An 18,003-nucleotide genomic window follows, 5' to 3' on the forward strand; every position below is an offset into this window, starting at 1 on the left:
AAGCTAACTCTTTGTTCAAACAATTGATACAATCAATTTATCAAAGTCGATGGAGTAGTGCGTGGACATTTCGTTTGAGCAACTCAAAAGCATGGTTGTCTTTGCCCAAGTTATCGAGCAAGGCACTTTAAGTGGCGCCGCTAGGCATTTAAATTTGTCTCGCGCAGTGGTGAGCTACCATGTTAAAAAACTGGAGTCACAGTTAGGCATAAAATTGCTCAATCGCTCGACTCGCACTATTTCACTTACAGAGGCAGGTCGCGAATACTACCAGCGCTGCCGTGTGATTGCAGAGCAAGCCTTTGCCGCAAACCAGCAAATTGAGAATTTAAAGAAAGAGCCTATCGGTCTAATAAAGCTTACCTGCCCTGTTAATGTTGGCTTGCAAACCATAGTGCCTGCACTCAATGAGTTTAGAGCTATGTATCCAAAGATTCAGCTCGATATCATGCTCACAGATGAAGTCGTCAATATCATCAAAGAAGGGATTGATCTGGCCATTCGAGGCGCACCACTTCCCGATTCAGGTTTGCAAACCAGTAAACTTTCAGTGCTAAAAACCTGCCTGTGCGCATCGCCCGACTATTTGCAAAAGTACGGCGTCCCCAAACACCCCACTGATCTCTACCAGCATCAATGGGTGATTTACAAGCTGACATCGGGCGCACTCACATTGAGTAAAGGGGCTCGGGCTTATAGCATCACGATGAAAGGCGATATAAGCACCAACAATGCCGCCGCTCGCACCGCTTTTGTTGAGGGAGGTCATGGTCTTGGACGAATTCCAACTTACGATGCGTTACCAAAAATACAGGCCGGTACCCTAGTTCCCGTATTAGAAGATTACACACTGCCAGACATACATGTTTATGGCGTTTTCCCAGAAGGCAATGCCAACTCTAAAAAAGTGCGACTACTGCTCGATTTTCTAAAAGGGTATTTTCAGCGCCAATTGGTTGAAGCGTAAAACATCACAACTATCGAAATAAACAAGGCACCTAAAATAGCAGCTCCAACACCTGCGCCGTATTGCTCAGTTACCCCAATATAAATGAGTAATCCACCAGCAACATAAAACGGAATACCAACGGAGATAAAATCCAAATGCTTGCCAATTGCAGCAAGCAAAAACTTCAGCTTGGTAAAGAGTGAAAACGCTCCTTCCTTGGTCATAACAAACAATGCCCATTGCATGAAATTTATACTGCCATGATAATAAAGTGTTTAACCACTTTGGTCGAGTAGGTATCTCAGCTGGTGGATGAGATACTAATGTTGAGTGATCAATGAAATCACAAAGGTCAGAAGCTACTTTCTGACTTCATTGACTTTTGACACTTAAATGTTCTTAGCTATTAAATCGGCTTTCAACAAGCCACCTTTAGTAAACAATTTTGCTGAAAACTTAGGTTTTCTCCGTGCTCTATAGGCATCCAGAATTCGCTTAAGTCCATCAGCCTCCAGCAAAGAGATATTTACTTCAGTATCCATTTCCGCACTCTCAACAAAGTCATCAGAAAACGAGGGAGCGACGATTAAAACTTGAGCAACTCTTTTACCAGCACCTTCACATCTTCCTACATATGACTTTACTTGTCTTGAGGTCGTCGAGTACTTTGCAAAATCTCCGTTTTTACATGTCTTCGCTTCGCCTACAATTACATCATCCTCACTCAATGAAATGAGAATATCAGCCTTATCTTTCGAGGTGTTGATCGAACGTCTCAAATCTTCATCTACTTCAAGACCTAATTGTTCAAATATTGCCTTAGTTACTTCTTCGAATTTAACTCCTAATTCGGCTTCAGCTACTTCTATATTTTCACTTTTCAATTTAGTCAAATCTCGTCTCGCTAGAGCACCATAATTATCAATCAGTTTGTCTGTTGCATCAGCAAAGCTGCTAAGGATATTTAGCCTTAAGTTTCCTCGCTTTTTAATCCCCATACTTTCAACAACACTTTTCACTTCATCATTGGTCAACATATATAAAATATCATATGGTGTAATACTCAGCGCCCGCAATTTCTCGACATCTAGCTCCTCTTGTTCTTCAAGCTCGAATTCTTGTTTCAATATTGTAGCTAATGAAGGGAAGTGGTTTTGCAGCGTCGAAAATAGCTCTTTAAATCCTGTAGCACTTAAAGCATTAAACTCTCGCTCCGAGCTTTGATTTAAAGCATTTAAGATTAGATCTATACGTTCTTCTATCGTTGAACCAAATTTATCCAATTCTAGATCTAGATCTTGTATCAATGTTTTTAAGCGATCTTTACAATCGTTGACTGGCGTACCCTCGCTAAACATGTCCACTTTTAGGATTTGAGTGACCGACAGCCCCAACTTGATTATATTTACGATCTTATCTTTTCTCTCAACACCACGAATTTTCTTTCTGTGGTTTTTAAGTACGTTTGAGAGCTCCGCATCAGTAAAGGTTCTAAGAATTCTTAGCAGATGCTTGTCGGCAAGTTCCTTTCCTTGTAGCCGGTGAAACAAGCTTACAATTTCATCAGGAACGTATACGGTTTGCCTTTTTCTACTTACAAAAACCAGTCCAATTTCTCGTAAATCATTAATTGCATCTTGCACACCATTCTTGGGGATTTGATCAATCAAATGCTCGATTCCAGCTTGATTATCTGAGGTAACATCAAGGTGCTTAGCTAATACATTAAGAATACCACGTTCATCATCCGTGATTTTCGCTTCTCTATTATTTCTTTCATCATTCGAATATGCTTCTTTTAGGCAAGCATGATAGATTCCTAACCGTTTTCCCTCGGAGAATATGTCATCATCACTGATACTTGCAATTTCAGAACGCAATTCGTTAGCTTTGGAGTCAATGAGTTCCCATTCTTTTGTATATAAAGACTCAATCCAGTTAACCCTAGCAATGCAGTTTCCATCTCGACTTAGAATATTTGTCAAAAGAGTAGCTTGAGCTCCCAACATCGCTAATTGTTCTTTTACCGACTTTTCAAAGTGAGGTAATACAATTTTAAATAGCTGAGTAATATCATTACTTGTTGCATTTTTAATTTGACCATCAAGTTTATTTAACTGAGTTGCTATTTTGTTGTCGTGCTTTACAGCTTCTAGACAAATCCTATCTATAGCATTTATAAATTTTGACTTCTCCACTTGATTGACCAGTGAAAGTACACTCGATAATTTCATGCGTTTCCTTAGTTTTTGTTTTCCTTGGTTCTTCATTACACAACGAAACTTTAGCATCTTAGCTAGTAAGGCTGCGCTTATTTACTAAATACACTACTAAAGCTGCGATACAAATTCACTATTTTTTTACATTTATATAAATAAAATTAGATTTAGATCTAACCAGTCAACTTTAGAGGCACAAAGATATATTTGTGAACAGAAAATGTCATATGAGAAACTTAAATCAAAAACTGTAATGTCCTTTGTGATACGTGGTCTAATTACAATATTCAAGGTTTAACTGAAGTTATTAGATGCTTTAAGCGTCGCCCTAACCGACGGGACAAGCCGACGACTGACGGGAACACTTGCTCCATTGGTTAATTTCAAGTTGCTTTGATTATTATCACTTTCTAATGACACCACTTCATTTAGATTAGTTAAATAAGAACGATGTGTTTTTACAAAAATAGAGGGCAAAGTAAGTTCGAGTTGTTGATAGCCCATAAGCTTGATTATAATTAGGCTTTTGGCCTCTTACATCCATAGCATTATGAAAAAGCTCTCAAAAGTACAAGAAAAACAACAAGCCTTGGTACTGACCATTGCAGACAAACTCGAAGAACAAGCTCGTGCAGAAATTCCCGGCATGGTGCAATGTTGGTTTGATGTGGAATATCACTTGTTCCCCGGCTCATTAATACTCTTTTTCCAATTTGAGAACGAACAGGCACTGGAAGCCGCAAAGCCAGAACTCCTTAAATGGCAAAAGCGTTTAAGCGCCGCCATGCTGAAAAAAGGGGTGATCTTAAAGGATATGCGTAAACATTTAACCTTTACTTTGCTTGGTCCTGAAGACTGAAGCAATGTAGATTTATTCGGGTTTGTGAAAAACTGTCACTCTTCTAATTTCAACCATACTATTTGGTTATTATTAAAAAAAGCGTATATGTTACCCTTGTAATACCAAATAGTCTGGGTATCGTATAGCGGAAATTTTGGTCTTCTCAGTGTTGGAGTTTGAATGCGTATATTGTTGTTATTGCTGTTTTGTTTAGCAGCTCCGGCTTTGGCTTACCAAGTACAACCTATGATTGTCGACCTCTCGTCACATGGTAAAAAGTCACTCGTGACCTACCGCCTCCAAAACCCCAGTGACAATCCTTTACCCATCGAGATAGAGGTACTTAAACGTACTTTTGACGAGCACCAAAAAGAAGTGCTGATCAGCGCCGAAGAAGACTTTATTGTGCTCCCTCCGCAAGTAGAAGTGCCGGCAAAAAGTTATCAAGTATTCAGAGCAAAATACCTAGGTTCGCCCGAACTCAAACAAACACAGTCTTATCGCATTGTCTTCAAACAGCTGCCACTTCCCGGAGAAGATGAAGCATCTGGCGTTAAAATGGTCTTTAACTTTGCCACTTTAGTGTTTGTTAGTCCGGATGGTGTTCAATCGCAAATAAACAGCACGCTGCAATGTGAAGAGCTAACCGAATGTACACTCACCCTAAGTAACCAAGGTGACCGAGTACTGGACTTATCGCAGTTTGAATACCGTTTCCACGATGGCGCAACTGTCATAGATTGGGTGAAGTTTCAGTCAGTTACTGCGGGCCGTTTTATAATGCCAAATCACACTATGGTGATAAATTTACAGCCATTGCTCAATGACAAGCCGAGTAAAACAGTAGAGCTTATCAATCTACTGGCTTCTAAGTAAAAAATAGCTAGATGTTAACTGTGCGCTCAAGCCTGCGCTTGCCTCGTTTAAAACAATTTTGGTTTACTCCACTTTATCTGATGTGGACAGCCCCCGCATGGGCGGCGGTTTATTCAATGGATTTTCCCGTTCGGCTGAATAATGCCGAGGTGGGGCAAGTTTCTGCCTCTGTAGATGGATACGATTTAAAATCGGTTTCAGCCATGCAGCTGAAGGAAAACCTACAATCCGTATTAAGTAAAGACGTACTCGATTGGCTCTCAAGTCTTGAGGAGCACGAGGTCACCCTAGATATGTTACAAGCAAAGGGAATTACGCTTGATCTCAAGGCACAAGATCTCACTATAGACATGTCGCTAGCAGAAGCGGCCATGGCTACAGACACGCTTTCTTATGGCAGAAAGAAATACTTTGAACAACCAACACAAGAAGCGCGTTGGGCTTTACTGAATAATCTCAACCTAAACCATGAGCGTAGTGACAATAATCAAAACTACCACTCACAATTCGAATGGCTTATAAATGCCAATGTTGGCGGTAGCAACGGCATAAATATGCACAGTTCGGTTTTTTGGGAAAGCGGCAGCACCGAGCAAAGTCACGTCTACCGTGGTGATACGGCTGTATTTTACGATCAGCCCGAAAAACCGAGACGATTCACATTAGGCGATACCCAAAGCAGTAACAATGGCCATTTATCGGGTGCTCCACTTGCAGGCTTCAAAGTCGCAAGCGCCTATTCAAAGCTGCAACCCCAACGTAAGATCACCCCAGGTAACAGCCAACAGTTTATGTTACCCCGCCCTGCAACACTTGAGATATTTATTAATGAGTTTTTGATTTCTAGAGTACGCCTCAAAGCGGGGCGCTATGACCTCAATGACTTACCGCTGACTTCAGGCATAAATAATATTCACGTTGTTGCGACATATGCCAACGGTGAAACCCAGCACTTCCATTTTACTAGCCACTATAACTCTCGGCTATTAGCTCAAGGTGTGAGTGACTACTCGCTAGCAGTTGGTTTTTTATCGGTAGTAGATGATGGTCGTTATCATTATGACGACGACGCGCTGCTCTCTGGCAGTTACGAATATGGCGTTACCGACAAACTCTCACTTGGAGTTAATGGCGCGGCTCATCCACAAGGGCAAGTATTTGGCTCAATCACCACATTCAGTAGCCCTTTGGGCAATGTATCGCTGCGTTACTCGCAAAGTAAAACGTCTGATATTTCCGGCAATGCTTTCTCGATAGAAACAGAGTATAGTATTTTTGGTCATGGTAATTATGGCTCGCCCAACTTACGTTTGGGTTATGAAATCATGGAAGACTTTAGCAACTCGCCTTGGCTTGAAGAAGTCACGCTCAGCAATAACAAGAGGGCTTTTGCTGACTACAGCTATATTATCAACGACCACATAGACTTTACGCTCAACGCAACGCGGCAAGTAAATAATGAAGATTTGGTCACTAAAAACCTTTCTGCTGAGCTTAATTTTCGCTACGAAGGGGCCAGGGTAAGAGTTGGATATAACCATAATGTCAGTGACGATCCTCGTGTCGTCTCCGAAAATCAATTCGTGCTTAACTTTACGTGGAACCATTACAACCGCCAAGACAACGTCCGCACGAGAGCTCAATATAACAACCGTAGTAAAGTCGCCAGCGTAAGCTATGCCAAAACAAACAATAACTACGTCAATGACTATGGCTATGAATTGCGGGCAGAAAAAGGCAGTGGGTATAGGCAAGAACAGCTAAAAGCCAGCCATACTAACGCATTTTTTAGAGCTGATATGACCGCAAGTAATTACACTCGCTCGCAATTTACGAGTGACAGCTCCGCCAGTGTTAACTTATCGTCAAGTATAGGTTTTGCTGATGGTCACTTTGGTATGGGCGCCACCACTACCACTCCTTTTGCTGTAGTTACTAAGCATAAAACATTAAAAAATAACGACGTATTAGTTAACGTCGACCGCTTTGGCCGTGCACAAAACCAACCAACGCAACACATTGGCGCATTAATTGACTTGGGCACTGGCTACACCAACTATCAATTTAATATTGATGTACCCAACGCCCCTCTGGGTTATGATTGGGGTCCCGGCACTTATAAATTAGTCGGTGGCGCCAATACAGGGCACCATATTCAAGTAGGTTCGGACCTGTCTTATACCGTGATAGGTACAGTCGTCGACGAACAAGGCACACCTATTGCACTGGGAAGAGGACAAGTAATAAGGCAATCTAATGCCGGCGACAGTGACAACGCTCCAATCAATCGCACCTTTTTTACCAACCGAGTGGGTCGATTTGTTGTAGAAGGTATCAGTACAGGTAGCTACCTAATCGAAATTAATGACATCGTCGGACAATTTACCGTGAATGATGGCGAAAAACGATTTATCAAAATTGGCACCATCACGCTTGAGCAAGCACAATTACAGGGAGATCCAAACAAATGAAGTTCGCACTATTTTTGCTGCTTGCACTCAGCTATTTGATCTCGCCTGTTGCATTGGCCAAGCGCAACAAATGTGATGGCAATTTTTTGGCGACCTCTAACTCAGCCGAGATAAAAGAAGAGTATGGCAATCAAGTAACTGTATATTTACCGCTAAAAATACAAGTTTCGGATTCGCTACTAGATTGTGCCGATGAAATCTGGGTTGAAGATACATATTATTATTCGTTTGTCTTCTCGGGCCCGACTGAAGATAAATACGCTAGACTGTTGGACTCTCAATACAAACGTATTAACGTTAAAAACGGTATCGCCAAAGCAACCTTAACTAGCCGCTCTACACAAATGTGGATGCGCTTAAGGCACTATAGTTTGTTCCCTGCAGGTTATTACTATGGTGCGGTAAAAGTGTCTATTGTAAGGCGCAACAAGGTCATCGCAGAGCAATATCTGGAGATGACCTATTACGCCGAGCCACAAATCGCCATCTCACTCGATAACTCAAGCAAAGGTAAAGTGTCGGGCGATGATGGTCACTACCTCATAGACTTAGGCGAACTAAAAACGAATATGCGCTTTTACTGGGGTATAAAAATATTGAGTAATAGCTCATACGATATCGTCCTAGACTCTGAATATAACGGCTTGCGTCATGAAACCAACAAACGCGCCCTTATTGATTACGCAATTAGTTTCGATAACGTCAAAATATCGTCATCTGAGCGCCTATCACGAAGCTATAATTTCTATCCCGGCGTCAGAGATTCGTGGTTTGGCTTTGAATTTCAGCTAGGTAATACCGAGCTTATGCCCGCAGGCTACTATCGCGACAATTTATCACTCACTGTCTACCCAAGATAACAATTTGAATTATAAGAACAAAAAAACAAAACAATAAAAAATTAAATAAACTTCAAAAACATTGGCACACCAATTGCTTTTAATTTGAAATAACCAGGTATTCAACCTAACACAAATTATAAAGCCGTACTTTATTCAAGGGGATGCGCCATGAACACATTACTTAAATCACTATTTGTTGCCTCAGCAATCACGTCAATGACTGCGGCTGCTGCTGTAGTAGAAACAACAGGAAATGAAGCAAGCTTCACCTTTGAAGGTACTATTGAAGCCATGTGTAAAACTGATAGTGGCTCAAACAGCGTAACTAACTTAAATCTAGATTCTACTCAAGAAACTCAAGAAATTGGTACGCTAGACGTATGGTGTAACACAGGTGAAAATGCAACAACTGAATATAGCTCTGCTAACGGCGGCTTCTTAGTTGCTGATAACGGCAAAAACAGCAAAATTGCTTACACGCTAGATATTGGCAGCACTTCAGGTGTTGACTTACAAAGCGGTACTTATAAGCACCTAGCTACACTGGCAGGCACAGGCAGCGCAGGTGAAACGCAAGCAACTACGTTAAAGATCACACCACAGTCAAATGGCTTAAACGATGCGGGTACATACTCTGATACCATCACTGTAACGGTTAGCCCTAACTAACAATATAATGGGGCAGTGAGCGTTTGACAAAAGCACTCGTTGCCTTCCCCCAAATAAAGTAAATGGCCGGGCAAGTAATTATACATCCCGGCGATTACTTTATAGCGCTAAGATAATGTTCTACTCTCCCCAAACCTACAGATAAAATATCCCGTAGCCCGTGGCATTTCACTTGCAAATTGAGACATAACTGCTGTACTTTATTTGAGGGGGGAAGAAGCCATGAACACCATACAAAAATCACTCTTTGCAGTTTTAGTAAGCGCACCTATGTTTGTGCATGCTGCAGTTATTGATACAACGGCTTCTGAAGGTAAATTCTCCTTTGAAGGCACTATAGACCCCACTTGCAAAACAATTAGTACTGAAAACAACACTACGGGACTAAACCTAGACGCATCCCAAACAACCCAGCAGATTGGCGTATTAGAGGTTTGGTGCAATACTGGCGAAAACGCAACCACTTCTTATAGCTCTGCCAATGGCGGATTTTTAGTTTCCGATAATGGTCAAGGCAGCAAACTGGCTTACACCCTAAATATTGGTGATAGCGAAGGGATAGATCTGCAAAATGGTGTATATCAGCACACCAATGCAACAGCTGCAGGTACCGGTAGTAGTGGTGAAACCAAAGCAACGCCGTTGAATATCACCCCGCTTTCCAACGGCCTAAATGCCGCGGGTACTTACTCAGATGTCATCACAGTAACGGTAAGTTCAAATTAACTACGAAACCAGAAAGCACCTTTGGCTTTTATAATCGACAAAGCTCTCCCCTTTCTCCATCGACTCACTTAACCCAGCCGATTCCATATTGCGTTATTTTCAAGTAAGCTGCTAAGGCTCCTTATAAATCTCAAAAAAGAGGAAAGTACGTTGGATAAGAGAATTGAACCTGAGCTTCCCAGTATTACGCCAGATTTAGATCAGGTTGAAGCCTATAAAAACTCCACCACTCAAGCGAGCCGTAAAACCTCAGCACCAAAAGAAAGTACCAAACAAACAAGCCAGCCCACCAAAGGGATGGGGATGACGAATTGGTTAGGTGCAATCTCGATTATTGCGTTGGCCGCTGCGGCATTTGCGCTATACCAACAAAACTTAACAACCCGGGCACAATTACTCGAATCAACAAATCGCATTGCCGAGCTTGAACATACCCTCACCGCCACAGATGAAGAGATGGACTTGTCCGCGGGTGCAATGCAAGCAAAATTGAACACACTAACCGAGCGCACAGACGAGCTTTGGTCGCAGATGGATAAACTATGGGCGTCAGCGTGGCGAAGAAACCAATCAGACATCAAAAAGCTCGAAGAGCAAGCAAGTAATAACGCTAAAAACCAGACCAGTACGACTACCAAAGTAGAAACGCTATCGCAGAGTCAAACGGAGCTTGCTTTAAAACTATCGCTATTAGAAGAACAACAGCAAGCCGCTAGTGTGCTAAAAAATCAAATTGCAGCCATTAATGGCGATGTTGATCAGTTAAAGTTTCAAGCGCAAAGCAGAGACTCTAAACAGATAGAGATCGGCGCAAGCCTTACCCAAATAGAGATGACACAAACCGCACTGGCAGAAAAACTAGAGCGTTTGGAGCGTAAATTGGCCGCAGCCCCCACAACTCAAACGCAACCAAAAGCGAATTAATCCGCCATTATCAATGGTTACGTTAGTAATATGAGTTGGCTGCGAACTCGCGCAACCAACTCAGCTTTTATTCTTTTGGACACTCATAAAGTCCCTCGCCAGTTCACAAAATATAACGTAAAATATCCTATTACATTCCTGTATTTATTCGCGCGTAAGCTTTACGCTTAAATCAATACACATTATCTACTCAGGCATACTGTTTTGCCGATTGAGTATTTCTTGCTTGAAGGCAACTATGAAAAAGACATTTGAACTAATTCACCCTAAAATCAAACTTGAAAGACGCGTTGACGCGGTTAAGCATGAGCTTAAAAAATACCTAAAGCGCGAGCGCAACAAAACTTTGCCAGCAGGAGCTGATTATTGGGATTTTGATTGTAAGTTTGGTAACACAGAAGCTGAAGCCGAGCCGGTGCACCTATCACAACTAAACAAGTTGATTGATAAAACGCAAACTGAAAACCTCACTTCCTTTTATGTTGAGATTTTAGCAAAGCCAGGCTATAGAAAATCAAACGATTTATCTGACGATGAGTTAGAAGACTACTAAGCCCAACGCCTGTAGGTCGAGCTTTAGCTCGACAACATCTGCCCTACCCAAAAACGCAGATCGCTCGACCCCAGTAAAAACGTAGGTCGAGCTTTAGCTCGACAACATCGGCTCTACCCAAGAACGCAGATTACCCAATCCCAGGCAAAAGCGTAGGTCGAGCTTTAGCTCGACAACATCACCAGCTCTCCCCCAACAATACCAACTGGCACAAAATCACGCGCATGATACAATCGCTCGTCGAATTTTTGGTGGTACTACTGCCGGTATAGTGAGAATTAAAAAGTATGAGTGAGTCATTTGTAGCAATCGGATTGGTAAACCCTAAATCACCAACCAACGTGGGTGGCGTATTACGGGCCGCAGGTTGTTATGATGCGCAAGCCATCTACTTTAGTGGCAATCGTTATGCAAGGGCTGCAAAGTATCATACGGATACAAAAAACGTTGCCGACAACATTCCCATCAAACAAGTTGATGATTTTATCAGTTTAAAAGTAGCTGGCCGTGCGCTTGTCTGTGTGGAGCTGGTTGAGGGCGCAACTCCACTGCCACAGTTTGCTCACCCCGACAATGCGTTATACATTTTTGGTCCTGAAGATGGCAGCCTGCCACAAGAAATCGTGGATGCCGCCGATGCCGTGGTGTATGTACCAACCACAGGCTGCATGAACTTAGCCGCGACAGTCAACGTGTTGTTATACGACCGTATGGCAAAACGCTCAACTGGATTTGATGCTAGTCAGATACTCACCAGCCGTGATATCAATAACCGCCTCACGGTTTGATAAGTTTTTGCTGTAAGCATCTTTTTATTTTTAACTAACCCGCTCTTCGACCGGGTAGTGATTTGCATTTTTTAGGCTTTGTAAGTCATCAAAACGTACTCCGTGCTGAGCCATAACTGGGCGTACTTTTTTACTTATCAATTGCCGAATATAAAACGGTTGATTAGGTACAAAGTGATGGATCGTGTGCGTACGGCCAAAATCAAAACAAAATAACTGAAACGGTAAAAACCAGCGACTGGTGATCACATGGGTCTGCTCTAATACGTTACTCACGCCACCATAATAATGCATTGAAGATGTGACGAGGTTTAAAGATGCTGAGCGGATCATATTAGGCACAATCAGCACCACCATTAAAAACTCAGCAACCGCTAGTAACTCAGCTCCCCATTTGGGTAGTTCAAATGGCTGAACAAATTGCAGCATGTAGTAAGCAATCACACCATATAGAGTCGCAAAATAAGCCGTGGCAAGCGGAAAGCCAGCATTAAAGACCTGCAAAAACGTAAAACCCTTGATTTCTCGACTAAACCGCTTGGCATTCAATAATAAACCTAACAACCCGTCTGTAACCACCACAGCTCGCAACCAAGGAGATTGGATACCATTACCCACCAAGCGCTCTTCTAAGTCTTGTTCAGTGCCAGACACTTTATGGTGATGTAAATGAATTTGCCTGCGATACCAAGGATTCACCGTATTGGGCCGCATCAGCCACACCGTCAACATCATAAAGTGATGTACAAATGGGCGGTCACTAAAATACTGCTTGTGGATCAAATCGTGCTCAAGTTCATGAGAAATAGAGGTAATAAAAGCCGCTAAGATAATACACAGCCATACAGGAATAACGGCAAAATAGTAAAGCGAGGCAACACCAATTAGCGCACTTAACGACAACAGCAAAATAACCATAGCAATACCGTTTTGCTGATTTAAAATAGGATAACGCGTTCGAAGCAACTGCTCTTCAGCTTGGATAGCAGTCACTATCGCTTTGATATTCTGCCTCGCAGTTAATATTGGCATTGGTCGCTTTACTCACTTTTTGATATCAAAATCATAACGCAATCTCGTATTACCGTAGCAGCGGCTTTACGCCACGACTGCTTTAAAACAGCAACGCAACGAAGCACCCAAACTCCGTGCTTCTATTGATTATCGCCCATCTTATATTCCCGTAGCAGCGGCTTTATGCAGCGATAGCTTTAAAACAACAACGCAACGCGACACCTAAACTCCGAGTTTCTACTGATTATCATCCATCTTATATTCCCGTAGCAGCGGCTTTATGCCGCGACAGTTTTTCAAACATCGATACAAAGCAATACCTAAACTCTACACTTCTATTGATTATCGTCCATCTCATATTGCTTCAAAATGGCTAGCATATTCTCTGGAATTGGCGATTTTTTACCTGTTTTCATATTAAACATCACCACATTCGCATACCCGGTTGTGCATACTGCTTGTTGTGATTCACTAAACGCCTCATAGCGCATGGTAAAGCGGTCTTCTTTGATATCGGTAATATATGAACCAATATACAAGGTATCTGGAAAAGTAACGGGTCTTTTATATTGCGCGTACGTATCACGCAAAACCGGACTATGGGTAGGCTCTGATAATACCGAAAGTAAGCCCGTTTGAGTCAAAAAATCGATTCGCGCGGTTTCAAAATAACGAAAATACGACACGTTATTCACATGCCCCAACGCATCCATTTCGCCCCATACCACATTCACTTTGGTGGTGATTGCAAACTTTTCTAAAAATTCCTGCATGATGTTACCTTTAATTTTATTTATTGAACTTGAGAGTAACAACTCATCGTACCAGCAACAAGATTAATGAGATGATTTAAAGACAACTTGCTAGGATAAGGAATGCAAAGCCAGCATTTTACAGTGCAACCATACGCCCAGTAGGTCGCCATTTATGGCGACAAATAATGCTTCAGCTCCTTTTGATCTCGACAAAGCGGCAGATATAAGCACACGGAAAAAGCTGGGTTTTATAGCTTTGCTCTTGCATTGTGCCCTACGTAGGTCGCCATTTATGGCGACAAGTAATGCTTCAGCTCCCTTTGTTTTCAGCGTAGCTTTAGATAGAAACACAATTCAAGCGAAATCCCTATCACTCTATCTCACAAAAAATTGACGCCTTTTCTGGGTTCAATAATCAAGATAAATACACAATGAATTTTCTCAATACTTTCAATACATAAGCAAACAGCGGAGCAATATTTACAAGCTTGGTTTAAAAAATGCATCTGAAATCAAAATCAGAATTAAACTCAAGCATGTCACCAATATGAACAAAAGCACAAATACAGTTTATGTGTTGAGTGGTTACGCCAAATGCGCCATCACTCAGCAAGGGAAGTACAAACTCGGCAACAAACACTCCATCGGCCTGCTAACCACAGACGAAAACTACGAAGATAACATCAATAAACTTGAAGCCTTTATTAAAGATTTAGGTTGGGAGTCCATTACGTTTTGCATGGTCGAAACCGTTAACGACATCAGCACCCTATCCAACGACGTTTTGGTATCCAGTTTTCTTAGAGCTCAGCAAAATGGCCAATCGTTAGTAGTAAACGATCTCCCTATTACCGTCCATTAAGGCGGTAAATGCACACAACAAGGCCTGACTGTAAGCAATGGCGGCAAAAGCACTACGCAGCTCTATACCGAGCTGAAGTTGATCGGGTGGGAGCGGCTTCACGCCGCGATCTTTTGATGGTTGCCATTTAAGGCTACGAACAATTCGTAGCAGCGACTTTATGTCGCGACTTGTTTTTGAATCCAGCCTTCAACTGTACCTTTTGTCGCTTCGCCGGCGAGGCAAAACCAGAGAGGTATATTATTTGTCGCCATAAATGGCGACCTACGTAGAGATTTGGTGTGAAGTCTCAGCTATGCGTTGCTATAAGGGATCGCGGCGTGAAGCCGCTCCCACAAACCAAGAAAAGAGTCAAACACGAGCCACTACCATATCTACATCCACAAAAAAGCCGCCCTTTTTTACAAAGGGCGGCTTTTCAATATTTGCTAAGTCGCGCTCAAGCGCGATTTACAAACCCTTACGCATCGCGGTAAGTATCAACCGCGGGGCAAGAACAAATTAGGTTACGGTCGCCGTATACGTCGTCGATACGGGTTACCGTTGGCCAGAATTTGTCTTTTGCTACGCTTGGTACTGGGAATGCCGCTGCGAGGCGATCATATGCACGGTTCCAGTCGTTGCTTAGTACGTCTGCTTGCGTGTGTGGCGCAAATACTAATGGGTTGTCTTCGATAGACCACTCGCCAGATGCAATCTTGTCGATTTCACCTTTGATAGAAACCATGGCTTCGATAAAGCGGTCGATTTCTACCTTAGACTCAGATTCCGTTGGCTCAACCATAAGTGTGCCCGCTACTGGGAACGACATCGTTGGTGAGTGGAAGCCGTAATCTTGTAGACGCTTAGCAACGTCCATTTCGGTAATGCCTGTGGCTTCTTTCAGTGGGCGAAGATCAACAATACACTCGTGGGCAACGCGGTCGTTACGGCCACGGTATAGAATTGGGTAATGCTCGCTCAACTTAGCCGTTAGGTAGTTAGCGTTCACGATTGCCATTTCTGTTGCTTGTTTTAGGCCTTCGCTGCCCATCATCGCGATGTATGCCCACGAGATAGGTAGAATAGCAGCGGAGCCGTAAGGTGCCGCAGAAACCGCGCCGTTGCCTACGTTTGTACCTTCCACGTTGATCACGCTGTGGTTAGGCATAAATGGCGCTAGGTGCGATTTAACACCGATAGGACCAACACCTGGGCCACCGCCACCGTGTGGAATACAGAATGTTTTGTGTAGGTTTAAGTGTGATACGTCAGAGCCGATTGAACCTGGGCTAGTTACCCCAACCTGCGCGTTCATGTTTGCGCCGTCCATGTATACTTGGCCGCCGTGCTGGTGCACGATGTCGCATACTTCACGGATAGATTCTTCGTACACACCGTGTGTAGACGGGTAAGTGACCATGATGCACGATAGGTTTTCAGCTACGTCTGCGGCTTTCGCGCGCAGGTCTTCCATATCGATGTTACCGTTTTTATCACAGTCAACCACAACCACTTTCATGCTTGCCATTTGTGCAGACGCTGGGTTTGTGCCGTGCGCTGAACTTGGGATCAAACAGATGTTACGGTGGCCTTCACCGCGAGACTCATGGTACTTACGGATCGCGATAAGACCTGCGTATTCACCTTGTGCACCTGAGTTTGGCTGTAGTGATACTGCGTCGTAACCTGTGATGTTCACAAGCCAGTCATGCAGCTCAGTCATCATGATCTTGTAACCTTGTGCTTGATCGATTGGGCAGAACGGGTGTAGCTCTGCAAACTCAGGCCAAGTTACTGGGATCATTTCAGCGGTTGCGTTTAGCTTCATAGTACACGAGCCCAATGAGATCATTGAGTGGTTTAGTGCTAAATCTTTGTTTTCAAGACGCTTGATATAACGCAGCATCTCGGTTTCGCTGTGATAGCTGTTGAAGTTTGCGTGCGTTAAAATTTCGTCGTCGCGCACTAGGCTTGCAGGAATACCTGTGATGTTCTCGCCTGATACTTGTGCGTCTAGCGCATCTACATTTAGGCCGTGGTCGTCACCTAAAATGATGTCAAATAGCTCAGCTACGTCTGCACGCGTAGTAGTTTCGTTTACGGCAATTGAGTATTCGCCGTTGTGGTTAAGGGCAAAGTTTACGCCTTTTGCTACTGCACGCGCCACAACCGCTTGCTTGTCAGCGTCGTCTGCTTTAACGGTAATGGTATCAAACCACGTATCGTGCTTAAGTGCCACGCCTTTTGCTTTAAGACCCGTAGCAAGAATGCTTGCAAGGCGATTAATACGCTCAGCGATGATCTTAAGACCTTGAGGACCATGGTAAACCGCGTAAAACGCAGCCATGTTCGCAAGTAACACCTGTGCAGTACAAATGTTTGAGTTGGCTTTTTCACGGCGGATGTGCTGTTCACGAGTTTGCATCGCCATACGCAGCGCGTCGTTACCTAAACGGTCTTTAGACACACCAATAATACGGCCTGGTAGTGAACGTTTGTAAGCATCACGCGTGGCAAAGAATGCCGCGTGTGGACCGCCGTAACCCATAGGTACACCAAAACGCTGTGCAGAACCAAGCACTACGTCTGCACCTAGTTTACCAGGTGCTTTAAGTAGCATTAAGCTCATGATGTCTGCGGCAACACAGGCAATCGCTTTTTTGTCTTGTACTTGTGCGATTAGGTCAGTAACGTCGACCACTTCACCTGATGTTGAAGGATACTGGAATAACGCACCAAAAATCTCGTGGTTAGCAGCGTCGCTAGCAGGACCTACTACTACTTCAAAACCAAACTGCTCAGCACGCGTAGATACTACGTCGATAGTTTGTACGTGTACGTCGTCGGCAATAAAGAAGATGTTTGCTTTTTTCGCTTTAGATACACGTTTTGCAAGCGCCATTGCTTCTGCCGCTGCAGTGGATTCGTCAAGCAGTGATGCACTGGCTAAGTCTAGGCCGGTAATGTCCATAGTCAGCGTTTGGAAGTTAAGTAGTGATTCCAAGCGACCTTGCGCAATCTCTGGCTGATAAGGGGTGTAAGCAGTGTACCAACCCGGATTCTCAAGTACGTTACGTAGGATAACGTGAGGTACGTGCGTTGGGTGGTAGCCTTGACCGATATAAGATTTGAAAACCTTGTTTTTGCTTGCTACTGATTTCAGGTAACTTAGGGTTTCCACTTCTGTGCGGCTTTCACCGATCTGTAAGCCCTCTTCTAAACGAATTGAAGCAGGTACAGTTTGACCGATCAGCTCTTCAACACTAGATACTCCAAGAGCGCTTAGCATCTCGCTCACCTGTGCTGGGCTTGGCCCAATATGGCGGCGGATAAAATCTTGCTTTTGCTCTAACTGTTCAAGAGATTTGGCGTTTGACATTAGTCCAGGTTCCTATGATCCAAATGAAAAAGGTGAATACTGTTTTTATCTAAATGAGATACCTTGGTAACGGCAGTATTCTAAAAACGTTGGCATGATCTCGTCATACCTTGAGCAAGCACCCTTGCTCAAAAAGCAACAATAAAAGCCCCT

At 43.2% G+C, this 18,003-nt stretch carries 17 protein-coding genes; 11 read left to right on the forward strand and 6 right to left on the reverse strand.

Annotated features, from left to right (window positions below):
• The first annotated feature begins 61 nt into the window (after nucleotides 1-61).
• Entirely contained in the window at nucleotides 62-967 is a 906-nt protein-coding gene (locus tag BB427_RS14565) for a LysR family transcriptional regulator (RefSeq protein WP_069021466.1), read from the forward strand.
• Here BB427_RS14565 and BB427_RS14570 read toward each other — a convergent pair.
• The 3 genes from BB427_RS14570 to BB427_RS14580 all read right to left on the reverse strand — a co-directional run bounded on the left by BB427_RS14570 (nucleotide 943) and on the right by BB427_RS14580 (nucleotide 3,672).
• Nucleotides 943-1,173 carry a hypothetical protein gene (locus BB427_RS14570; RefSeq protein ID WP_254663644.1) on the reverse strand — a complete coding sequence of 77 codons (231 nt, stop codon included), beginning with the start codon at nucleotides 1,171-1,173 and terminating at the stop codon, nucleotides 943-945. The genes BB427_RS14565 and BB427_RS14570 overlap by 25 nt on opposite strands.
• A 165-nt stretch (nucleotides 1,174-1,338) precedes the next feature.
• On the reverse strand, nucleotides 1,339-3,183 hold the full coding sequence (locus BB427_RS14575; RefSeq protein ID WP_069021468.1) for a hypothetical protein: 1,845 nt from the start codon (nucleotides 3,181-3,183) through the stop codon (nucleotides 1,339-1,341).
• Between the two features lie 279 nt (nucleotides 3,184-3,462).
• Nucleotides 3,463-3,672: a LytTR family DNA-binding domain-containing protein gene (locus BB427_RS14580; protein ID WP_069021470.1), complete on the reverse strand. Its 210-nt coding sequence runs from the start codon at nucleotides 3,670-3,672 to the stop codon at nucleotides 3,463-3,465.
• Between the two features lie 46 nt (nucleotides 3,673-3,718).
• On the opposite strand from BB427_RS14580, the gene BB427_RS14585 reads away from it, so the two are divergent.
• The 9 genes from BB427_RS14585 to BB427_RS14625 all read left to right on the forward strand — a co-directional run bounded on the left by BB427_RS14585 (nucleotide 3,719) and on the right by BB427_RS14625 (nucleotide 11,858).
• Complete coding sequence (locus BB427_RS14585; protein WP_010370578.1) at nucleotides 3,719-4,027, forward strand: hypothetical protein; 309 nt, start codon at nucleotides 3,719-3,721, stop codon at nucleotides 4,025-4,027.
• A gap of 162 nt (nucleotides 4,028-4,189) precedes the next feature.
• On the forward strand, nucleotides 4,190-4,885 hold the full coding sequence (locus tag BB427_RS14590) for a fimbria/pilus periplasmic chaperone (RefSeq protein ID WP_045989622.1): 696 nt from the start codon (nucleotides 4,190-4,192) through the stop codon (nucleotides 4,883-4,885).
• An 11-nt stretch (nucleotides 4,886-4,896) separates the two neighbouring features.
• On the forward strand, nucleotides 4,897-7,356 hold the full coding sequence (locus tag BB427_RS14595) for a fimbria/pilus outer membrane usher protein (RefSeq protein WP_069021472.1): 2,460 nt from the start codon (nucleotides 4,897-4,899) through the stop codon (nucleotides 7,354-7,356).
• Nucleotides 7,353-8,216 carry a hypothetical protein gene (locus tag BB427_RS14600; RefSeq protein ID WP_069021474.1) on the forward strand — a complete coding sequence of 288 codons (864 nt, stop codon included), beginning with the start codon at nucleotides 7,353-7,355 and terminating at the stop codon, nucleotides 8,214-8,216. Before BB427_RS14595 ends, BB427_RS14600 begins: the two co-directional genes overlap by 4 nt.
• A 150-nt stretch (nucleotides 8,217-8,366) precedes the next feature.
• A complete protein-coding gene (locus tag BB427_RS14605) occupies nucleotides 8,367-8,867 on the forward strand; it encodes a hypothetical protein (protein ID WP_069021476.1) in 501 nt (166 codons plus the stop codon).
• A 222-nt stretch (nucleotides 8,868-9,089) separates the two neighbouring features.
• Nucleotides 9,090-9,593, forward strand: a complete 504-nt coding sequence (locus BB427_RS14610) for a hypothetical protein (protein WP_069021478.1) — start codon at nucleotides 9,090-9,092, stop codon at nucleotides 9,591-9,593.
• A gap of 150 nt (nucleotides 9,594-9,743) precedes the next feature.
• Nucleotides 9,744-10,517: a hypothetical protein gene (locus BB427_RS14615; RefSeq protein ID WP_069021480.1), complete on the forward strand. Its 774-nt coding sequence runs from the start codon at nucleotides 9,744-9,746 to the stop codon at nucleotides 10,515-10,517.
• Between the two features lie 238 nt (nucleotides 10,518-10,755).
• Nucleotides 10,756-11,070 carry a DUF6172 family protein gene (locus BB427_RS14620; RefSeq protein WP_010370561.1) on the forward strand — a complete coding sequence of 105 codons (315 nt, stop codon included), beginning with the start codon at nucleotides 10,756-10,758 and terminating at the stop codon, nucleotides 11,068-11,070.
• Between the two features lie 287 nt (nucleotides 11,071-11,357).
• Nucleotides 11,358-11,858, forward strand: coding sequence for an RNA methyltransferase (locus BB427_RS14625; RefSeq protein WP_069021482.1), 501 nt, complete (start codon nucleotides 11,358-11,360; stop codon nucleotides 11,856-11,858).
• Between the two features lie 30 nt (nucleotides 11,859-11,888).
• Here the strand turns inward: BB427_RS14625 and BB427_RS14630 are convergent, their stop codons facing one another.
• Together BB427_RS14630 and BB427_RS14635 are read right to left on the reverse strand one after the other, a co-directional pair.
• Entirely contained in the window at nucleotides 11,889-12,890 is a 1,002-nt protein-coding gene (locus BB427_RS14630; protein WP_069021484.1) for a fatty acid desaturase, read from the reverse strand.
• Between the two features lie 317 nt (nucleotides 12,891-13,207).
• Nucleotides 13,208-13,645, reverse strand: a complete 438-nt coding sequence (locus BB427_RS14635; protein WP_039492017.1) for an acyl-CoA thioesterase — start codon at nucleotides 13,643-13,645, stop codon at nucleotides 13,208-13,210.
• 529 nt (nucleotides 13,646-14,174) lie between these two features.
• Between BB427_RS14635 and BB427_RS14645 the strand changes: the two genes are divergently transcribed.
• Nucleotides 14,175-14,489: a hypothetical protein gene (locus BB427_RS14645; protein WP_069021488.1), complete on the forward strand. Its 315-nt coding sequence runs from the start codon at nucleotides 14,175-14,177 to the stop codon at nucleotides 14,487-14,489.
• A 460-nt stretch (nucleotides 14,490-14,949) separates the two neighbouring features.
• Here BB427_RS14645 and gcvP read toward each other — a convergent pair whose 3' ends face one another.
• On the reverse strand, nucleotides 14,950-17,850 hold the full coding sequence (gene gcvP / locus BB427_RS14650; RefSeq protein WP_069021490.1) for an aminomethyl-transferring glycine dehydrogenase: 2,901 nt from the start codon (nucleotides 17,848-17,850) through the stop codon (nucleotides 14,950-14,952).
• Nucleotides 17,851-18,003: the final 153 nt, after the last annotated feature.

Origin of the sequence: Pseudoalteromonas sp. BMB, from assembly GCF_001709235.1 — a bacterium.
GTDB classification, from domain to species: domain Bacteria; phylum Pseudomonadota; class Gammaproteobacteria; order Enterobacterales; family Alteromonadaceae; genus Pseudoalteromonas; species Pseudoalteromonas maricaloris.

What these genes read in the sequence shown, in the direction of transcription:
- BB427_RS14570 (WP_254663644.1), bottom strand. Translation starts at nt 1,173, where the DNA reads ATGACCAAGGAAGGAGCGTTTTCACTCTTTACCAAGCTGAAGTTTTTG.
- BB427_RS14575 (WP_069021468.1), bottom strand. Translation starts at nt 3,183, where the DNA reads ATGAAATTATCGAGTGTACTTTCACTGGTCAATCAAGTGGAGAAGTCA.
- BB427_RS14580 (WP_069021470.1), bottom strand. Translation starts at nt 3,672, where the DNA reads ATGGGCTATCAACAACTCGAACTTACTTTGCCCTCTATTTTTGTAAAA.
- BB427_RS14585 (WP_010370578.1), top strand. Translation starts at nt 3,719, where the DNA reads ATGAAAAAGCTCTCAAAAGTACAAGAAAAACAACAAGCCTTGGTACTG.
- BB427_RS14590 (WP_045989622.1), top strand. Translation starts at nt 4,190, where the DNA reads ATGCGTATATTGTTGTTATTGCTGTTTTGTTTAGCAGCTCCGGCTTTG.
- BB427_RS14595 (WP_069021472.1), top strand. Translation starts at nt 4,897, where the DNA reads ATGTTAACTGTGCGCTCAAGCCTGCGCTTGCCTCGTTTAAAACAATTT.
- BB427_RS14600 (WP_069021474.1), top strand. Translation starts at nt 7,353, where the DNA reads ATGAAGTTCGCACTATTTTTGCTGCTTGCACTCAGCTATTTGATCTCG.
- BB427_RS14605 (WP_069021476.1), top strand. Translation starts at nt 8,367, where the DNA reads ATGAACACATTACTTAAATCACTATTTGTTGCCTCAGCAATCACGTCA.
- BB427_RS14610 (WP_069021478.1), top strand. Translation starts at nt 9,090, where the DNA reads ATGAACACCATACAAAAATCACTCTTTGCAGTTTTAGTAAGCGCACCT.
- BB427_RS14620 (WP_010370561.1), top strand. Translation starts at nt 10,756, where the DNA reads ATGAAAAAGACATTTGAACTAATTCACCCTAAAATCAAACTTGAAAGA.
- BB427_RS14625 (WP_069021482.1), top strand. Translation starts at nt 11,358, where the DNA reads ATGAGTGAGTCATTTGTAGCAATCGGATTGGTAAACCCTAAATCACCA.
- BB427_RS14630 (WP_069021484.1), bottom strand. Translation starts at nt 12,890, where the DNA reads ATGCCAATATTAACTGCGAGGCAGAATATCAAAGCGATAGTGACTGCT.
- BB427_RS14635 (WP_039492017.1), bottom strand. Translation starts at nt 13,645, where the DNA reads ATGCAGGAATTTTTAGAAAAGTTTGCAATCACCACCAAAGTGAATGTG.
- BB427_RS14645 (WP_069021488.1), top strand. Translation starts at nt 14,175, where the DNA reads ATGAACAAAAGCACAAATACAGTTTATGTGTTGAGTGGTTACGCCAAA.
- gcvP (WP_069021490.1), bottom strand. Translation starts at nt 17,850, where the DNA reads ATGTCAAACGCCAAATCTCTTGAACAGTTAGAGCAAAAGCAAGATTTT.